We start from the raw sequence: 17060 nt of genomic DNA on the forward strand, positions 1-17060 counted from the left end.
TGCGGGCCGACCCGGACCACCAGCCGGGCCCCAGGGACCCCACCGGCTCACCGGCCAGGCCTCAAGCACCCAGCCAGGCTGCCGGCCAGGCCTCAAGCACCCAGCCAGGCTGCCGGCCAGGCCTCAAGCACCCAGCCAGGCTGCCGGCCAGGCCTCAAGCACCCAGCCAGGCTGCCGGCCAGGCCTCAAGCACCCAGCCAGGCTGCCGGCCAGGCCTCAAGCACCCAGCCAGGCTGCCGGCCAGGCCTCAAGCACCCAGCCAGGCTGCCGGCCAGGTCGAAGAACCCGGCCAATCCGTCGGCCGGGCCGGGACCCGGCCGGACTGCCAGCCGGGTCGGGGAGAACCCAGCCGGCCCGCCGACCGTTTCCGCCGTGGCCTGTGGCGACAGGAACGGCGGATCCGGCATCCGTGCTCGCGAGTCCCGTGGCGACGGGAGCCGCGCGCGTGGCGGCGGTCTTGCTGCCGCCCGCCGGCTCGGACATCGGGGTAATGACCGCGCCGGCGGGCGACGACGAACGTCAGGCCGCGAGAGGCTCCGCGATGCGGTAGCCGCGAGCTCGCACGGCGTCGGCCACCCGGCTCAGCTGAGCGTCGAGCTGGCACAGGACCTGGGACAGCTCCGCGAGCTGGTCGGTGAGGATGGTGTCGTCCCATCCGGAGACGTCGACGTCCCCCAGAGCACTGCCGGCGGCGCGGAGCGCCTCGATAGCGTCGTTCGAACTCATGTTCGAATCCTATCAGGAATGATCTCCCGAGTGCACCGTGACTCACCCGATCCAGCGAGGCGAAACCGGTCACAGAGGGCGATCACGGATGGAAGCGCGCCGGGCCGCGGGGTGGGATGCCGGACCGGAGGGCGGCGGCGTCGGGCCGCGGAACGGGTGTCGGCGCGGCGGCCCAATCGGGGGGAAGTAGGTCAACTTCCGAGTTAGGGGTGGGGTGGCATTGCGCGGCGGAATGTGTCGGGGGCTTCGGTTGGTGGGGCGGCCGCGGCCACGAAGCCGTCCGGGCGTACGAGGTAGAGCAGGTCCGGTTGCAGCGCCGTGGCGGGTGCCGGGGCGAACCGGTGGAACGGTAGGCCTGTGTCCGGTGGGCCGGGCGGGTCGCCGTACGCGTGGATCTGCCATTCCAGTGCCCGGAGCACCGCGTAGTTGTCGCCCGTCCACGGCAGCCGGCGTCCCACCACCGGATCGCGGGGTTCGTCCGGGAGCATCGGGTAGCGGATGCGGACCTGGGAGACGTACTCGAAGAGACGGGAGCCGCCGTTCGAGGAGCGGGGCACCAGCCGTACGCCGACGGGGGCGAGCAACGGCACGAGGAGCCGGCGCAGGAGCCGCATCGTGGCCCGCTGGGACGTGACGAAGCCGAACACGCGGTCGGTCGTGGCGACGAGGGTGCGGGCGACCGGGCGGCGTTCGGCCTCGTACCGGTCGAGCCAGGCGTCGGTGGCGCGGCCGTGGATGACGTCGGCGAGTTTGAAGGCCAGGTTGTGCGCGTCCTGGAGGCCGGTGTTCATGCCCTGGCCGCCGACCGGCGAGTGGACGTGGGCGGCATCGCCGGCGAGGAAGAACGGGCCGTCGCGGAACGTGGCGGCCACGCGGTGGTGGACCCGGTAGGTCGCGAACCAGCGGGAGTCGGCGTACGTGACGGCGAAGTCGCGGCGGATGCGGGCCCGGGCGTCGCCCTCCCCCACCGTGCCGTCGCCGTCGTCGTCGCGGACCAGGCCGATGAGGCGCCAGTTGCCGCGGCCGTTCATGGGGAAGCCGAGCAGGAAGTCGCTGCCGCCCGGCCGTACGTTGATCGCGCCCTCGACCAGGCCGCCGACGGCCGTGGCGTCGATGACGTAGAAGAGGTGCGGGTTGGTGACGCCGTCGAACGCGATGCCGCGCGCCTTGCGGACGATCGAGTTGGCGCCGTCCGCGCCGACGCAGAACCGGGCGGTGACCTGCTCCCCGTCGACGACCGCCCGGACGCCGCCGGCGGCACCGGACCGGGAGGAGATCTCCGTGACCGTGGCGCCCCAGCGGACCGTGCCGCCGAGGGACAGGAGGTGCTCGTACAGGATCTCCTCGTTGCGGCTCTGTTCGAGGACCTGGATCCAGGGGTACGGCGTGCGGCCCTCGCCGAGCGCCCCGAGCGGGATCCGGCCGAACGCTCGGTCGCCGAAGCCCGGGGCGATCGCCGAGGCCCGGTTGGCCGCCTCGATCACCTGGTCGCCGATGCCGAGCTGGTCGTACACCTCGAGGCTGCGCGCCTGCACGACCAGGGCCCGGGATTCGCGCGTCGGTCCGGGCTTGCCATCGGTGACGATGACCCGGACACCGAGCTTGAGCAGCCAGTTCGCCAGCATCAGCCCGGTCGGCCCGGCGCCGACCACCAGCACGTCGCAATCCGTCCCGGACTGCCCCGGGCCCGCCCCGGCAGCCGCATCCGGAAGCGGGCCGACCGACGGACCCGGCCCGGCAGCCGCATCCGGGAGCGGGCCGACCGACGGACCCGGCCCGGAAGAAGAACCGGCAAGCCGGTCCGGAATCGCGCCGGCGGACGAGCCCGGCCCGGAAGAAGGACCGGCGGACGGATCCGGGAGCGAGGGCTGGGAAGGGGCCGGGCCGGTCATGTCATCGGTCCAGGCCGGCCACGTTGCGCAGCAGCAGCGCCTCGGCGAGGCAGACCCGCTCGAACTCGCCCAGGTGCAGGCTCTCGTTGGGACCGTGGGCCGCCGCGTACGGGTCTTCGACGCCCGTCACCAGGATCGCCGCCTGCGGGAACAGCTCCTGGAACGTGGCGATGAACGGGATCGAGCCGCCCACGCCCATGTCGACCGGGGCGACGCCGTCCCAGGCCGTGGTGAACGCCGCACGGGCCGCGTCGTGCGCCGGGCCGGTCGCGTCGATGACGCAGGGGGCGCCGAGGCTCTCCAGGGTCACCTCGACGTGCGCGCCCCACGGGACGTACTTCTCGAGGTGGGAACGGATCGCCGCGTACGCCGCGTCGGGGTCGTCGCCGGGCGCCAGCCGTACGCTCAGCTTGGCCTTGGCCCTGGGCACCAGGGCGTTGGACGCCTCGCCGGTCCGGGGGGCGTCGATGCCGAGCACCGAGAGCGACGGCTTGGTCCAGATGCGGTCGGTGAGCCGGCCGCTGCCGATGAGCTTGACCCCGTCCAGGACGCCGGCCTCGTGGCGCAGACGCTCCTCGGGGTAGTCGACGGTGGCGCCCTCGCGGCCGACCAGCCCGTCGATGGCCACCTCGCCCTGCTCGTCGTGCAGGGTGGTGATCAGGCGGGACAGCACGGTCAGCGCGTCGGGCACCGTGCCGCCGAACATGCCGCTGTGCACCGCGCTCCGCAGGGTGCTGACCTCGACGAAGCAGTTGACGAGGCCGCGCAGGGACGTGGTGAGCGCCGGCACACCGATGTCCCAGTTGCCGGAGTCGGCGATCACGATCACGTCGGAACGGAGCTCCTCCTTGTAGGTCTGGAGGAGCTCGTCGAGCGAGTCGGAGCCGTACTCCTCCTCACCCTCGATGAAGAGGACGATGCCGACGGGCAGTTGGTCGCCGAAGGCCCGCAGCGCGGCGACGTGCGCCATCACGCCGGCCTTGTCGTCGGCAGCGCCACGGCCGTAGAGGCGCCCGTCGCGCTCGACCGGCTCGAACGGCTCGCTGTCCCACAGCGCGGGGTCGCCGGCCGGCTGCACGTCATGGTGCGCGTAGAGCAGGACGGTGGGCGCCCCGGGCGGCGCCGGCCTGCGGCCGATCACCGCGGGCTGGCCGCCGCCACGGACGATCTGCACGTCGAGCTTGCAGCCGCGGAGCAGCTCGGCGACGGCCTCCGCGGACCGCTCCACCTGGGAGTGGTCGAACCCGTCGAACGCGATGCCGGGAATGCGGACGAGCCGCTCCAGGTCGGCACGGACACCGGGCATCTCACGCGCGATCGCGGCGCGCAGGTCGTCTTCGCTCAGGCTCATGACCCGATCCTAGGCCCGCCGGCCGACCCGATGCCCGGCCCGCGGGCCGCCCTGTGGACAACCGCGGGCCCCCAGCCGTCGGCTGCCGGCCCCCAGCCGCCGACCGCCGACGAGCCTGTGGACAAACCGCCGGACCGCGGGCGGGACTGTGGACAACCGCCGGACCGCGGGCGGGACTGTGGCTGAAGAGCGGGCGTGCGGGTCAGGCGGGCGGCGGAGTGTCCTCGCCGCCGTCGCGCCGGCGGCCGGTCCCGGAGGCCCAGTCGCGGGCGCCCCGCGCGGCCGACCCGGCCAGGTCCGCCGCGCCGTCGCCGACCTTGCGCAGCAGCCCGACCAGCGGATCCTGCGAGGTGTTGAACGTCTGCCGGTAGGAGTCGGCCGCCGCCTTGATGTCGTCGGTGACCGACGCGTTGCCGTCGGAGTCGCGCCGCGGGTAGTCGCCGCCGAGGATGCGGCCGTAGTCGCCGGCGTCGATCCATTTGCGCAGCTCGGAGGCGCGGGCCACGGGCACCGGGTGGGTGCTCCACGCGGTCATGCCGAGCTTGTGGATGCTGTCGCGCAGGTCGCCGCCGCTCTCGTACTCGGCCGCCTGCTCGAGGAACGCCGCGGTGTCGATCTGGGAGAGGTCGCCGCCGCCGGCCAGCTTCATCAGCAGGCGGGTCGAGGCGGCGGGGTCCTGGCCGGCGAGGAGGCCGGCACGGTCGGCGGAGAGCTCCGCCTTGCGCCACCACTCGAACATCGCGGCGAGGATGCCGCGCAGGGCGATCGCGCCGACCGGCAGCCAGCTCAGGTTGGCGGCCCAGCGCGTGAGGATCATCATGATCGTCTTGTAGACGGCGTGCCCGCTGCGTACGTGGCCGATCTCGTGGCCCAGCAGCGCCCGCAGCTCATCGTCGTCGAGCTTCTCCACCGCGGCCGTGGTGATCACGATGAACGGCTTGTCCATGCCGATGGCCTGGCCGTTGATGACGGGTGCCTGGGTGACGTACAGCTCGGGCAGCTCGGCCACGTCGAGCGTGGCGGCGGCCTCGGTGAAGCGCTGGTAGACCCGCGGATACTGGCGGTGGTCCACGCGGATCGCGCTGGCCAGGAACTGGAGCCGGAAGCCCCGCTCGTTCCACATGCCGAAGAACGCCTTCACCACGTCGTCGAAGCCCCGCAGCTCGCGCAGCGCGGTCAGCGCGCCACGGTCGGCGGGGTGCTCCCACGCCCGGGAACTGATGCCGGTCAGCGTGACCCGTCGGCGCGTCGGCCGGTTGTCGTCGTCGGTCGTCATCGTCGTCCCCGTTCCCGCTGCTCACACAGCTGATCGTGGCCAATGAGGCGGCAGCCGCAGCGCTTCGAAACGGTCACCGGGTCCCTCGGCCGCGCCGTCGACCAGCAGGTCCACGTGCGCGGCGGTGCCCTCCGCGGCGAAGTGCTGATCCTCGGCGGTGCGCCAGCGCTCAAGGTACGCCCGAAACGCAACATCGTTGCGCCCATCGCGTGCCAAAGCCCGGCGCAGTCGCAGGTCGGGCGGGGCCGTGACGAAGACCGAGAAGGACAGCTCCGGCCATATCGCCCGGCGCGCCGACGTCACCCCTTCCAGGAGTACGGCCGCAGCCGGCTCGACGGTGACCGCCGGGCCCCCGAACGCCTCCCGATGCCACAGGTAGCGCAGGTAGGTGGCGGGACGCCCGTGCCGCAGCGGTGCGAGAATCTGCTGCTCCAGGCGTACCCAGAAGGTGAACTGGTCGTCCCAGCCGTCGAGCAGATCGTCGGTGTGCACGACCGGCGCGTCCGCCGCCTTGGCCAGCCGGTCGGCGAACCAGCTCTTGCCGGCGCCGCTGGGCCCGTCGACCGCGACCAGGCGTACGGGACCCAGCCGCGGCTCCGTGGCCAGGATCCGCGACGCCAGGTCGGCGAAGCTAGGCACGCGGGGCGCCGGGCGGGACGAACGGGAGGCCGGCGGGCGGACCGGATTCGATCAGCCGCCACAGCGCGTCGGTGTCCAGGTGCTCCTCGACGAGGTCACCGAGGGTGTCGAGCGCCTTCCCACGGACGTCGGCGAACCGGGTGCCCGGCGCCACCACGAAACCGCGCCGGCCGGCTTGACGGGCCGCCTCGGTCAGGAAACGCCTGCGGAACTCGTCGGACTCGAAGGCGCCGTGCCAGTGCGTACCGCAGACCGCCCCCGCCACGGCGCCCTCTGGCGTGCCGTCCGCGTAACGGAGAAGTGGCTCCGGTGCGCCGCTGGAGACGTACCCGTGATGAATCTCGTAGCCGCCGACCGGGACCTGCCCCCAGGCCGCGCCGCGCGACCGGGCCAGCGTCTTGCGCGCCCCGAAGGTGACCTCGACGGGAAGCAGGCCCAGGCCGGGGACGGTGCCGCGGCGGCTCTCGACGTCGTCGTGGATCGCCCGGGACAGCATCTGGAAGCCGCCGCAGATGCCGAGCAGCGGCTTGCCGGCGGCCGCGTGCGCCAGTACGGCATCGGCCAGGCCGGTCTCCCGCAGCCACGCGAGGTCATTCACCGTAGCCTTGGAGCCGGGCAGCACGACCAGATCGGCGTCGGCGATCTCGGCCGGTTCGATGGTCAGGCGTACGCGCACACCCGGCTCGGTGGCCAGCGCCTCGGCATCCGTGGCGTTCGAGATGCGCGGCAGCCGCACCACGGCCACGCGCAGCCACTCGGTCCCGCGCGGCGGACCGGGCCGCCCGAGCATCCGCCCGTAGGCGAGGGAGTCCTCCGCGTCGAGCCACACGTCCAGGTGGAACGGGAGCACGCCGTGCACCGGCCGCCCCGTGGCAGCGGTGATCATGTCGAGGCCGGGCCGCAGCAGCCCCATGTCCCCCCGGAACTTGTTGATGACGAACCCGCTGACCAGCGCCTGATCCTCGGCGCTGAGCAGGGCGACGGTCCCGAAGAGCGCCGCGAAGACCCCGCCCCGATCGATGTCGCCGACGACGATCGCGGGTAGCCCGGCGTGCCGCGCCAGCCCCATGTTGACGAAGTCGCCGTCCCGCAGGTTGATCTCGGCGGGACTCCCGGCGCCCTCGCAGATGACGGCGTCATATTCGGAGCGCAGGGCGGCGAGCGTGGCATGCGCGGTCTCGGCCAGCTTCGGCCGCAGCGCCCGGTAGTTGCCGGCGGTCACCGTGTCGATGGCCTCACCCAGCAGCACCACCTGACTGGACAGGTCACTGCCGGGCTTGAGCAGCACCGGATTGAACCGGATGTCCGGCGCGATCCCGCACGCGGCGGCCTGCATGGCCTGCGCCCGCCCGATCTCGCCGCCCCGCCCGTCGGCGCCCACCACGACGACGGAGTTGTTGGACATGTTCTGCGCCTTGAACGGCGCCACCTTGACGCCCCGCCGGTGCAACCACCGGCAGATGCCGGCGGTGAGCACACTCTTGCCGGCATCGGAGGTCGTGCCGGCCACCAGAAGCCCGCCGCTCATCGCCCTCTCCCGCCGCTGATCCGCCCGCCGGCGGCGACCCCGGCCAGTCCCCGGGCGAGCGCGGTCCCGGCCGCCGCGGCCAGACCCACCACCCCGGACATCCGTGCGGCCCGGCGCAGGTGGACGGCGGACGGCCGGGGCCCGTCACCCAGAAAAGGCCGCGTTTCCGTACGCCCGAAGTACACATTCCGACCCCCCAGCCGTACGCCGAGAGCCCCCGCCATCGCCGACTCGCACTGCCCGGCATTGGGGCTGGGATGGTCCCGCCGATCCCGCCGCCACACCCGCAGAGCCTCGGCGGAACGCCCCCGCACCAGCGGAGCGGCGGCGATCGTCACCAACCCGGTCAGCCGCGCCGGCACCAGGTTGAGCACGTCGTCGAGCCGCGCCGAAGCGGTCCCGAAGCGCGCGTACCGAGCCGACCGATGCCCCACCATCGCGTCGAGCGTGTTCGCGGCACGGTAGCCGAGCAGCCCCGGCAGCCCCGCCACACCACCCCAGAACAGCGGCGCGACCACGGCGTCGGACGTGTTCTCCGCGACCGACTCGACGGTGGCCCGCGCCAGTTCCGGCCCGTCGAGCGACGAAGGGTCCCGCCCGCAGAGATGATTGAGCCGCCCCCGCGCCGCCCCCAGGTCCTCCCGCTCCAGATGACCGGCCATGATCCGCGCCTCCCGCCGCAGCGTCCGCCCGCCCAGCACCGTCCACGTCGCCCCGGCCACCACGACCGCGCGGACCACGGGCCGCTTGCGGGTGGCCAACGACAACCCGGCACCCGCGAGCACGGGTACGCCCACCGCCACGGCCGCGAAGGCAGTGCCGGCCCACCGGTTCGGGGCGTACAGCCGCTGCTCGAGCGCCCCGGCAGCCCGCCCGAACCCGGCGACGGGATGGAACCGCCGCGGATCCCCGAGCACGGCATCCAGCGCATATCCCGCCGCGATCCCCACGGCGTCAGCGACCATCGCGGCCCTACCTCGTCCCATCCGACCCACCCTAATGAGCGACCAGCACACCAAGCAGCACGACGGCGCCCGCAGCGGCGGTCGCGGTCCCGGGACCGAATACCTCCTGCGCCACCGAACCCCGCCCGCAACGGTCCGGACCGGGCCCTCAGCCCCTGGACCGCGTGCCCAGCGCCCACTGCCCGCGGCCACACCGCGTGCCGGGCCAGGCCGCGTGCCGGGCCAGACCGCGTGCCGGGCCAGACCGCGTGCCGGTCACCGGAACGCCTGCGGGACCGGTGACCGGCGGGTTTCGTGCCCGCCCGGCCGCTGGTGCTCACGTGCCGGGCGGGCCTGCCCCTCCCACCCCGGGGGCGAGGCGGGAGGGCCGCGCGCGTGGATGCGGGCCACCAAGCACCCACGCGCCGCTTGTCGACCGGCAGCCCCCTGACAGCCCGCCGGCAGCTGTCCGGCGGTCGGCCGGCGGTAGGTGGGGTCCGGTCGTCGCGGCGACCACCGGACCCCCGGCCGCCCGCTCGCGCCTGTCGGTGCGACGGGCGGCTATGCCGTCCGGTGGGTTGCCGACCACGGGGCACCCACCGGACGGGCCGGAGCCCGCGCCCGACCCCGGCGGCGGGTTCCGGCTGCCGACCGCGGCTCCGGGCGCTCAGGGGGAGGCGAGCGCGGAGCGGCGGTGGCCGGCACGGTCAATCGGCGACGCTCAAACGGCGACCGGCTGGCGACGCGGGCTGCGGGGCCGCGGCCGCCGGGGCGCGGGGGTCGCCGGCTCTGCCTCCGCCGGCTGGGAGCCGCCCTCGGCGCTCTGCGCTTCCCCACCGCGCGACTCCCCGTCAGCCGGCGACTCCGGCCGCGGCTGGATTCCGACCGACGGCAGCGGCTCCGCGGCCGTCGGCACGGGCAGCATCTCGAGCTGCTGCCCCTCCTCGCCGGCCTTCGGCGGCGCGGGCATCGCCGACGTGTCGAACGGCTCGAAGCCGCCACCGCGCAGCGGCTGCACCTGCTCCGCGCCCGCGGGCGAGGGCGACGGCGCCTCCTCGAACACCGGCTCGTCGCCATCCGGCACGCCCTCGCCGTACACCGTGGGAGCGTCGTTCTCCGGGATCGGGGAGGCGGGCTCACCGCGTACCTTGTCCAGGGATTCGGGGTCTTCCACCGCCGTCGTCGCGGCGGCCCGGGTGCGGAAGAACCGGGCCCGGCCCCGCGACAGGTCGTGGCCGACGGAGACGGCCTCCATCTCGTACGTGGTGCGCAGGTTGCCCTCGGAGTCGGTCCAGTCGCGGGTGTAGAGGCGTCCCGCCACCACGACCGGGTCGCCGACCGCGACGGAGGAGGCCACGCCCTCGGCGAGACGGCGCCAGCAGTTGACGCGTACGCGAAGGTGGTTGCCGTCCACCCACCGGCCGGTTTCCCGATCCAGGCGGCGTGCCGTCGACGCCACCCGGAAGTTCGCGACGAGCGTGTTGGAGCCGGCCGTGCGCCGCCACTCCGGCGGGGTGAGCACGTTGCCGATCACGACAATGTTGGTGTCGAACATCGTTTCTCCTCAGTCGGTCGAGTTCGTGGGAGCAGCCTGCCGCGAACGCCGCCCCGCCCGCCGGAAGAGCCCTCGCGGCCTGTGGACGGCCGCGCATTGGGGAAAACTCTCCAAGATCGGCCGCGTCTGGTATGGCGCGGGAACCCGAACCCGTGGGTAACCTGGCGGCGTGGAGACCGACGTCCTGGGCCCGCCGTACGAGCGGCACACCATCGAGCTGGGCACCGACGACGAGGGCCCGGTCGTCGCGACCCTGGTCCGCCGCCGCGCGGACCGCCCCACCCGGCGTGCGGTGCTGTACGTGCACGGCTTCGTCGACTATTTCTTCCAGACCCACCTGGCGGACTTCTTCGCCGAACGCGGCTGGGATTTCTACGCTCTCGACCTGCGCAAGTACGGCCGCAGCCTGCTCCCCCACCAGACGCCGAACTTCGCGCGCAGCCTCACGGAATACTTCCCGGAACTGGACGAGTCGGCCCGCATCATCCGCGAGCAGGACGGCCACGACCAACTACTCGTAGCGGGCCATTCCACGGGCGGCCTCATCACCTCGCTGTGGTCCCACGCCCGCAGCGATCGCAAAATTGTCGACGGCCTCTTTCTCAACAGCCCGTTCTTCGACTTCAACGTGCCGTGGGTGCTGCGTCGCCCATTGATGAACATCGTCGGGCGTACGAGCTCACGGAACCCTTACCGCGCCCTACCCATGACCGCTCTGGGACTGTACGGGCAGAGCCTGCACTCCGAGCACCGTGGCGAGTGGACGTACGAACTGAATTGGAAGCCTTTGCTCGGTTTCCCGGTCCGTACGGGATGGCTCGAAGCGATTCGCCGCGGCCAGGCCCGCCTCCGCGCCGGGCTGGCCATCGACGCCCCGGTCCTGGTCGCCTGCTCCACCCGGTCGTTCCGCGGCCGCGCCTGGTCGGAGGACGCCCGCGTGACCGACACGGTCCTCGACGTCGAACACATCGTCCGCTGGGCCCCCCGCCTCGGCCCGCGGGTCACGATCGCCCGCTTCGACGGCGGCATGCACGACCTGACCCTGTCGGGCAAGGACGTACGTGCGGAGGTGTTCCGCGAACTGGGCCGCTGGGTCGACGCCTTCCTGCCGCCCGTAGGCACCCCGGAGGAGGAAATCCCGCCGGCGCCGGAGGACACCCCGGAGGGCACCGCCGGAGCAGAGGCCGAGGCAGGGCTGGTGGCAGACGCCCCGGACACCGCCACCGCCGGCAAAGCGGACACCGCCACGGCCTGACATCGCGCTCGCCACGAAGCCGACGGGACTCTAGTATGTGCAGGCCAGGCGCTCGTAGCTCAGCGGATAGAGCAACGGACTTCTAATCCGTCGGTCGCAGGTTCGAATCCTGCCGGGCGCGCCTTCTGCTCCACCTCCGCCGCAGCTCACGACGCTGGCGAACCCGGACCGCCCTTCCGGTCGATTCAGCCGCCACGGCGGCGATGCAGTAGAGATGCCACTTCCAGCCGGAAGGGGAACAGGTCGTCGGCGGTGAGCGCCTGCCCCGGCCCCGCCACGGCGTGCGAAACGTAGTGGGCGCCGGAAAGCTTCTCGAGGTGGAGTTCCACCGAATCGTCGGGTTGCTCGACCCGGAGATACCAGCCGATGCCGGCGGCCGCGTACAGCTGGGGCTTGAGCAGTCGGTCCGTGCCCGCATTGCTCGGCGAGACCACTTCGACGACGAGCCTCGCCTCGGTTGCCTCGACCGTGGTGCCCAGATCATCGGTGTCGGCCACGACGATGTCGGGCTGGACGATGCGACCGCCGGCCAGCCGGAGGTTCACGTCCTGCAGTACGAGGTAGCCGGCTCGCTCAGCCGCCTCGTAGAGTCCCATCGCGAGCAGGAACGCAATGTGCTGGTGACGCTTGCTCGGCGCCGGGCTCACCCACAGGCTCCCATCGATCAGCTCGATCCGGTTCGACGTTTCGCCAAGCGCGAAGAACTCGTCCTCGGTCCAGGGCTCGGGGTGTTCCAGCACTGTCACGCTCATCGGATCGCCTCACCTATCGGCGGATGCTGCCCTAAGCGTGCCACGCCCAGCCCTGCCCGCGACAGCAAGATGCGTCGTCAGGCCCATGATGCGGCCCTCCGCTGCGCTCCCGTGTCCCGCTGGGGAGAGGTTGGCACAGGCCAGCGAAGGGCACAGCTTGACGGGCCGCGTTGTATACCGGGTATTCTACTCGGTATGAGCATTCGACATGCCCTGCTGGCTCTGCTCAGTGAGGGCTCGAAGTACGGCCTCCAGCTGCGCCAGGAGTTCGAGGCCAGGACCGGCGAGGTGTGGCCGCTCAACGTCGGGCAGGTCTACACCACGTTGCAGCGCCTCGAGCGGGACGGCCTCGTCGAGTCCGAGGGGGCCGGCGACGACGGGCCGCAGAATGTTTTCACGATCACGGCCGACGGGTCGGAGGAGCTCAAGGGCTGGTTGCGTACGCCGCCGGGGGTGGTGCCGCCGCCGCGGGACGAGCTGGTGATCAAGGTGCTGGTGGCGCGGCAGGTGCCCGGGGTGGATCTGGCCGAGCTGCTTCAGGTGCACCGGCGGCACCTCGTCGAGGCGATGCAGGAGTACACGCGCCTGAAGGCCGGGATCGGTGACGAAGAGGTGGAGTTGTCGCTCGCCGTGGATTCCGAGTTGTTCCGGCTCGAGGCGATCGTCCGGTGGCTCGACACCGCGGATGCCCGGCTCAAGCGGCTGCCGGCTCCCGCGGGCGGCGGAACCCCGGCGTCCGCGCCGCGCGTCGGCCGCAGGATCGGGGGCATACGGCGATGAGCGCGGCCATCGAGTTGCGCCGGGTGTCGAAGGTCTACGGGTCCGGTGCCACCGAGGTGCGCGCGCTGTGGGAGGTGGATCTGTCCGTCGAGGACGGTGAGCTGGTCGCGGTCATGGGTCCGAGCGGCTCCGGCAAGAGCACGCTGCTCACGATCGCCGGGACGTTGGAGGATCCGACCGCCGGTGACGTCGTCGTCGCCGGTCAGGGGTTGGCGCAACTGTCACGTCAGGATGGCGCGCGGCTGCGGCGGCGTTCGATCGGGTACGTCTTCCAGAACTACAACCTCCTCGCCGGCCTGACCGCCGTCGAGAACGTGGCGCTTCCGCTGGAGCTCGACGGCGTACGGATGAAGGCTGCGCGGGCGGCGGCGATGGAGGTGCTCGACAGGCTCGGTCTGGCCGAGCGGGCCGCCCGCTACCCGGACGAGTTGTCCGGAGGCGAGAGCCAGCGGGTGGCGATCGCGCGGGCCGTCGCCGGTGACCGGCGGTTGCTGCTGGCCGACGAGCCGACCGGCGCGCTGGACTCGTTGAGCGGCGAGGCGGTGATGCGCCTGCTGCGCCGGGCCGGTGACGACGGCGTGGCGGGCATCGTGGTGACCCACGACGCGCGGATGGCGTCCTGGGCCGACCGCGTGGTGTTCCTGCGCGACGGCCGGCTGGTCGATCAGACGGCACCCGCGCCCGGCCCGGAGTCCCTCCTGGCACCGGAGGCAAGCGCATGAGCGGTAACGGCGGCGCCCGACGCGCCACGGTCCGCAAGCGCATGAGCGGTAACGGCGGCGCCCGACGCGCCACGGTCCGCAAGCGCATCAGCGGTAACGGCGGCGCCCGACGCGCCGCGCTCCGCGAGCGCACGAGCGGTGACCGCGCCGTCGTCCGCTGGGCGTGGCGACTGTTCCGCCGCGACTGGCGCCAGCAGATCATGGCGCTGGCCCTCCTGACCGTCGCCGTCACCACCGCCGTGGTGGGCGTGTCGGCCGGCTATCACGCGACGCCCCCGGCCGGTGCGCGGTTCGGCGACGCCGGCCAGCGGATCGAATGGTACGGCGACGGGAACCCGCAGCAGGACACGCAGATCGCGCAGGCGCGCGAGTGGTTCGGCACCGCCGACATGGTGCGGCGCTGGTATCTGCCGGTGCCCGCCTCGGCGAAGACGGTCGAGGTGCGGGCGCAGGATCCCGGCGGCCCGTACGGCGGTCCGATGCTGCGGTTGCTGACGGGTCGTTTCCCGGCCGCGCCCGGCGAGGTGGCGGTCACCGACGAGGTCGTGGCGAACCTGCGGGCGAGCGCCGGCGGCCGCAATTGGACGGTCGTGGGCACGGTCGAGAATCCCGGCGCTCTCCAGGAGGAATTCGCCCTGGTCACACCGACCGAGGCGACGACGGCACGGCTCGGACGGCCGCAGGCGGTCACCCTGCTCACGGCGGCCGATCCGAAGCGGTTCGCGGAGTATCGCGCCCGCCACCCCCAGCTCGTCTACGCGTCACGCCCCTCCTACGCGTGGGTCGAGGCGGCGGCCGGCGTGTTCAGCGCCTTCGCGGTGAGCCTGCTGCTCGTCGCCCTCATCGCCTCGGCCGGCTTCGCCGTGGTCGCGCACCGCCGCCTCCGCCAGCTCGGCCTCTTCGCCGCGATCGGGGCGACCCCACGCCATCTCCGGCTCGTGCTGCTGGCGAACGGCGCCGCGGTCGGTGCGGCCGCGTCGGTGCTGGGCGTGGCCACGGGTGTCCTGGTGTGGTTCGCGGTGACGCCACGGTTCGAGACGGCGGCAGGGCACCGCATCGCCCGGCTGGACCTGCCGTGGTGGCAGATCGCGGCCGCCCTGCTGCTGGCCGTCCTGGCGGCGACGGTTGCGGCGTGGCGGCCGGCGCGCGCCGCCGCCCGCGTGCCGATCACGCTTGCCCTCTCCGCGCGCCCGCCACGGCCCAGGAGGGTGCACCGTTCCGCCGCGGCCGCGGCGCTGCTCGTCGCGCCGGGTGTCGCGGCGCTGCGGGTCGCGCAGCGGAACACCGCGAACGCCGACGCCCTGGGACTCGGCGATTGCCGGTGGGCGTGGGCCGGGCCACGGGCAAGGGGGCGGAATCGGCGCCGGTTGTCGCCACGCCCGAGTTGCTGCGTCGCTACGGCGTCCATCCCGGCCGCGTCGGCGCGACCACCGACGTCCTGACCACGAAACCCCGTCCGGACCTTCAACTGCTTCCGGCGTACGGTCGAACGACGCCGGCCACCGCCGAGAGCTTGCCGGATCAGGGGTTCGCATCTCTTCCGACGACGTTCCTCACCTCGGCCGCGCTGCACCGGCACGGCTGGAGCCCGGTGCGGGCGGGCTGGCTGATCGAGGCTCCCCGGCCGTTGACCGGCGACCAGCTCACCGCCGCGCGGAAACTCGCGGCCGACGCCGGGCTCACCGTGGAGGACCGCGACGAGAGCGACGGTCTCCTGACCTTGCGCACGACCGCGACCGCGGCCGGAGCCGTGCTCGCGCTGGCCATCCTCGCCATGGCCGTCGGGTTGATCCGGGCCGAGACGGCCGGCGACCTGCGCACCCTGACCGCGATCGGCGCGACGGCTCGCATCCGCCGCACGCTCACGTCGGCAACGGCCGGCGGGCTGGCCCTGCTGGGCGCGATCCTGGGCATCGCCGCCGCGTACACCGTCATCCTGGCCGGCTCGTCCCGGCAGCAGCTCCACGAACTGGCCCGCGTGCCGGCGGCGGAACTGCTCGTGATCGCCGGCGGCGTACCCCTGATCGCCGCGGTCCTCGGCTGGCTCCTCGCCGGCCGGGAGCCACGGTCCCTGACCCGGGCACGGCTGGAGTGACCGCTACCTCCGCGCTGCCGGATCGGCGACGGTCACGGCCGTTGCCGGGTCCAGCTCCCACCCTTTCCCGTACGCCGAAGCGAACCCGTCCTCCCCCAGCGCGGCCCGTCCCCGGCGCGTGAGTGCGCGTACCTGTGGATCGGTCCGGTCGTGGGTTCCCCGCAGCCGCGAGGCGACCCCCAGCAGCATCGCCGACTCCCCGAACCGCCCGCGTGCGGCTTCGAGCTCCGCCCCGTGCACCGCCACCGACGACAGAACGGGCAGTTCGCCGGTCGCCAGCGCGGCCGCGTACGCCTCCCCCAGCGCCGCTTCGGCCGCCGCCGGGTCGCCCACCGCCACCGCCAGCGCCGCCCGCGTGCAGCCCGCCAGGGTCAGCAGCTGCTCCCCCGCGAAGGTCTTGCCGAGCAGCTCACGCGCGCGGTCGAGCTCGCCGAGCCGCACCCGCACCCCGGCCTCCCAGGCATCGACGACGGCCAGCATCTCCGCCGACGAGGCCTGCAGCGCCCGGTCGCGCGCGGCGCCGAGCAGGGCCAGGGCCCGGCCGGTGTCGCCGCGGCGCAGGTGGAGGTCGACCCAGCGGAGGTCGCTGTAGAGCTGGTCGCCGAGGCTGAGCGCGCCGAACCCGGCGGCCATCGTCCGGGCCGCGTCCAGGTCGGCCAGGGCGCCGTCGAGGTCGTCGTAGCGCCTGAGCTGGGCGCGCATCGGGAGGATCGCCGCCTGGCCCCAGCGGTCGCCGGCCTGGCGGAAGCGGGACAGGGCCGCGTCGACATGGGTACGCATCTCGTCCAGTTCGCCGCCGTTCGAGGCGATCTCGGCCTGGAACATGTGGGCCAGGCCGGCGAGCCAGACGTCGTCGCCGGCGGCCAGGGCGGGGAAGATGCCGAGGGCGGCCGCCGGGTCCAGGAGGAAGAGCAGGACCGGGCCGAACACGCGATAGTGGCTCGGCAGTCGCGGGTGGTCGAGCAGCCTGCCGGCCAGCTCGCGCATCTCCTTGCGGTCGTCGGCGGCCTCCCCGGCCGTGATGCCCGACAGGAGGTCCGTGCGGTTGAGCAGGTAGACGGCTCGGGCGCAGTCCCGTTCGGGGGTCGGCGCGCCGCCGGGCACCGCCAGGGCCTCGCTCAGCCAGTAGGCACCGTCGCTCTGCCGCCCGGACATCTGCCAGAACCAGGCCAGCGTCAGGGCGAGGGCGATCGCGCCGTCGGCGTTGCCGGTGGCGCACAGGTGGCGGAGGGCGGCGAGCGTGTTGTCGTACTCGGCGCCCATGGTCTTCATGGCGGTCAGCTGGCTCGGACCGCGCAGGTGGGGATCGTGGTGGGCCATCAGGGCGGTGAAGTGCGCGGCGGCCCGGTCGCGCACCGCGTCCGGCCCGGTCAGGCGGCCGGCCCCGTACTCCCGGATGGTTTCGAGCATGCGGTAGCGGCCGGTGCCGGGCGCGAGTTGCAGCAGCGACCGGTCGACGAGTGCGGCCAGGAGTTCGGGGATCTCCGCGGCGGGCACGGCGGTGTCCGCGCAGACGGCGGTGGCCGAGGCGGGGGTGACGCCGCC

Annotated in this window: 14 protein-coding genes, 1 tRNA gene and 1 pseudogene; 6 read left to right on the forward strand and 10 right to left on the reverse strand. The window is 73.4% G+C overall.

Going from position 1 to position 17060, the window contains the following annotated elements; translation table 11 throughout:
• Positions 1 to 519 precede the first annotated feature (519 nt).
• From CLV70_RS34480 to CLV70_RS34515, 8 genes are all read right to left on the reverse strand, one after another.
• Positions 520 to 726, reverse strand: a complete 207-nt coding sequence (locus CLV70_RS34480) for a hypothetical protein (RefSeq protein WP_106130807.1) — start codon at positions 724 to 726, stop codon at positions 520 to 522.
• Positions 727 to 929: 203 nt separating this feature from the next.
• Entirely contained in the window at positions 930 to 2384 is a 1455-nt protein-coding gene (locus CLV70_RS34485) for an FAD-dependent monooxygenase (RefSeq protein ID WP_245908664.1), read from the reverse strand.
• Positions 2385 to 2619: 235 nt separating this feature from the next.
• Entirely contained in the window at positions 2620 to 3969 is a 1350-nt protein-coding gene (locus tag CLV70_RS34490; RefSeq protein WP_106130809.1) for a dipeptidase, read from the reverse strand.
• A 202-nt stretch (positions 3970 to 4171) separates the two neighbouring features.
• Positions 4172 to 5245 (reverse strand): M48 family metallopeptidase, encoded by a 1074-nt coding sequence (locus tag CLV70_RS34495; protein WP_106130810.1) that lies wholly within the window; start codon positions 5243 to 5245, stop codon positions 4172 to 4174.
• A gap of 21 nt (positions 5246 to 5266) precedes the next feature.
• Entirely contained in the window at positions 5267 to 5884 is a 618-nt protein-coding gene (locus tag CLV70_RS39970) for a uridine kinase family protein (RefSeq protein WP_158277894.1), read from the reverse strand.
• Positions 5877 to 7412 (reverse strand): cobyric acid synthase, encoded by a 1536-nt coding sequence (locus CLV70_RS34505; RefSeq protein WP_106130812.1) that lies wholly within the window; start codon positions 7410 to 7412, stop codon positions 5877 to 5879. Before CLV70_RS34505 ends, CLV70_RS39970 begins: the two co-directional genes overlap by 8 nt.
• On the reverse strand, positions 7409 to 8377 hold the full coding sequence (locus CLV70_RS34510; protein WP_106130813.1) for a cobalamin biosynthesis protein: 969 nt from the start codon (positions 8375 to 8377) through the stop codon (positions 7409 to 7411). Before CLV70_RS34510 ends, CLV70_RS34505 begins: the two co-directional genes overlap by 4 nt.
• 700 nt (positions 8378 to 9077) lie before the next feature.
• Positions 9078 to 9911, reverse strand: coding sequence for a single-stranded DNA-binding protein (locus tag CLV70_RS34515; RefSeq protein WP_106130814.1), 834 nt, complete (start codon positions 9909 to 9911; stop codon positions 9078 to 9080).
• 169 nt (positions 9912 to 10080) lie between these two features.
• Between CLV70_RS34515 and CLV70_RS34520 the strand changes: the two genes are divergently transcribed.
• The gene (locus CLV70_RS34520; protein WP_106130815.1) at positions 10081 to 11166 is read left to right on the forward strand and encodes an alpha/beta hydrolase; all 1086 of its coding nucleotides are present in this window, start codon (positions 10081 to 10083) and stop codon (positions 11164 to 11166) included.
• A gap of 48 nt (positions 11167 to 11214) precedes the next feature.
• Positions 11215 to 11287: transfer RNA gene (locus tag CLV70_RS34525), tRNA-Arg, on the forward strand.
• A 64-nt stretch (positions 11288 to 11351) separates the two neighbouring features.
• Here the strand turns inward: CLV70_RS34525 and CLV70_RS34530 are convergent.
• Positions 11352 to 11918 (reverse strand): Uma2 family endonuclease, encoded by a 567-nt coding sequence (locus tag CLV70_RS34530; protein WP_106130816.1) that lies wholly within the window; start codon positions 11916 to 11918, stop codon positions 11352 to 11354.
• Between the two features lie 195 nt (positions 11919 to 12113).
• Between CLV70_RS34530 and CLV70_RS34535 the strand changes: the two genes are divergently transcribed.
• From CLV70_RS34535 to CLV70_RS34550, 4 genes are all read left to right on the forward strand, one after another.
• On the forward strand, positions 12114 to 12698 hold the full coding sequence (locus tag CLV70_RS34535; RefSeq protein WP_106130817.1) for a PadR family transcriptional regulator: 585 nt from the start codon (positions 12114 to 12116) through the stop codon (positions 12696 to 12698).
• Entirely contained in the window at positions 12695 to 13420 is a 726-nt protein-coding gene (locus CLV70_RS34540; RefSeq protein WP_106130818.1) for an ABC transporter ATP-binding protein, read from the forward strand. The genes CLV70_RS34535 and CLV70_RS34540 overlap by 4 nt, the downstream gene beginning before the upstream one ends.
• A 41-nt stretch (positions 13421 to 13461) precedes the next feature.
• Positions 13462 to 14862 carry an FtsX-like permease family protein gene (locus CLV70_RS34545; RefSeq protein ID WP_158277895.1) on the forward strand — a complete coding sequence of 467 codons (1401 nt, stop codon included), beginning with the start codon at positions 13462 to 13464 and terminating at the stop codon, positions 14860 to 14862.
• A 71-nt stretch (positions 14863 to 14933) separates the two neighbouring features.
• Positions 14934 to 15515, forward strand: coding sequence for a hypothetical protein (locus tag CLV70_RS34550; RefSeq protein ID WP_146164270.1), 582 nt, complete (start codon positions 14934 to 14936; stop codon positions 15513 to 15515).
• 3 nt (positions 15516 to 15518) lie between these two features.
• Here the strand turns inward: CLV70_RS34550 and CLV70_RS34555 are convergent.
• Positions 15519 to 17060 (reverse strand): annotated as a pseudogene (locus CLV70_RS34555) (AfsR/SARP family transcriptional regulator); the annotation flags it as partial.

This window comes from Pseudosporangium ferrugineum, from assembly GCF_003002065.1.
Classification (GTDB): Bacteria; Actinomycetota; Actinomycetes; order Mycobacteriales; family Micromonosporaceae; genus Actinoplanes; species Actinoplanes ferrugineus_A.

Excerpts from the sequence above, each read along its gene's own strand:
- CLV70_RS34505 (WP_106130812.1), bottom strand. The coding sequence starts at position 7,412 with ATGAGCGGCGGGCTTCTGGTGGCCGGCACGACCTCCGATGCCGGCAAG.
- CLV70_RS34495 (WP_106130810.1), bottom strand. The coding sequence starts at position 5,245 with ATGACGACCGACGACGACAACCGGCCGACGCGCCGACGGGTCACGCTG.
- CLV70_RS34515 (WP_106130814.1), bottom strand. The coding sequence starts at position 9,911 with ATGTTCGACACCAACATTGTCGTGATCGGCAACGTGCTCACCCCGCCG.
- CLV70_RS34540 (WP_106130818.1), top strand. The coding sequence starts at position 12,695 with ATGAGCGCGGCCATCGAGTTGCGCCGGGTGTCGAAGGTCTACGGGTCC.
- CLV70_RS34535 (WP_106130817.1), top strand. The coding sequence starts at position 12,114 with ATGAGCATTCGACATGCCCTGCTGGCTCTGCTCAGTGAGGGCTCGAAG.
- CLV70_RS34490 (WP_106130809.1), bottom strand. The coding sequence starts at position 3,969 with ATGAGCCTGAGCGAAGACGACCTGCGCGCCGCGATCGCGCGTGAGATG.
- CLV70_RS34545 (WP_158277895.1), top strand. The coding sequence starts at position 13,462 with ATGAGCGGTAACGGCGGCGCCCGACGCGCCACGGTCCGCAAGCGCATC.
- CLV70_RS34530 (WP_106130816.1), bottom strand. The coding sequence starts at position 11,918 with ATGAGCGTGACAGTGCTGGAACACCCCGAGCCCTGGACCGAGGACGAG.
- CLV70_RS34480 (WP_106130807.1), bottom strand. The coding sequence starts at position 726 with ATGAGTTCGAACGACGCTATCGAGGCGCTCCGCGCCGCCGGCAGTGCT.
- CLV70_RS34510 (WP_106130813.1), bottom strand. The coding sequence starts at position 8,377 with ATGGTCGCTGACGCCGTGGGGATCGCGGCGGGATATGCGCTGGATGCC.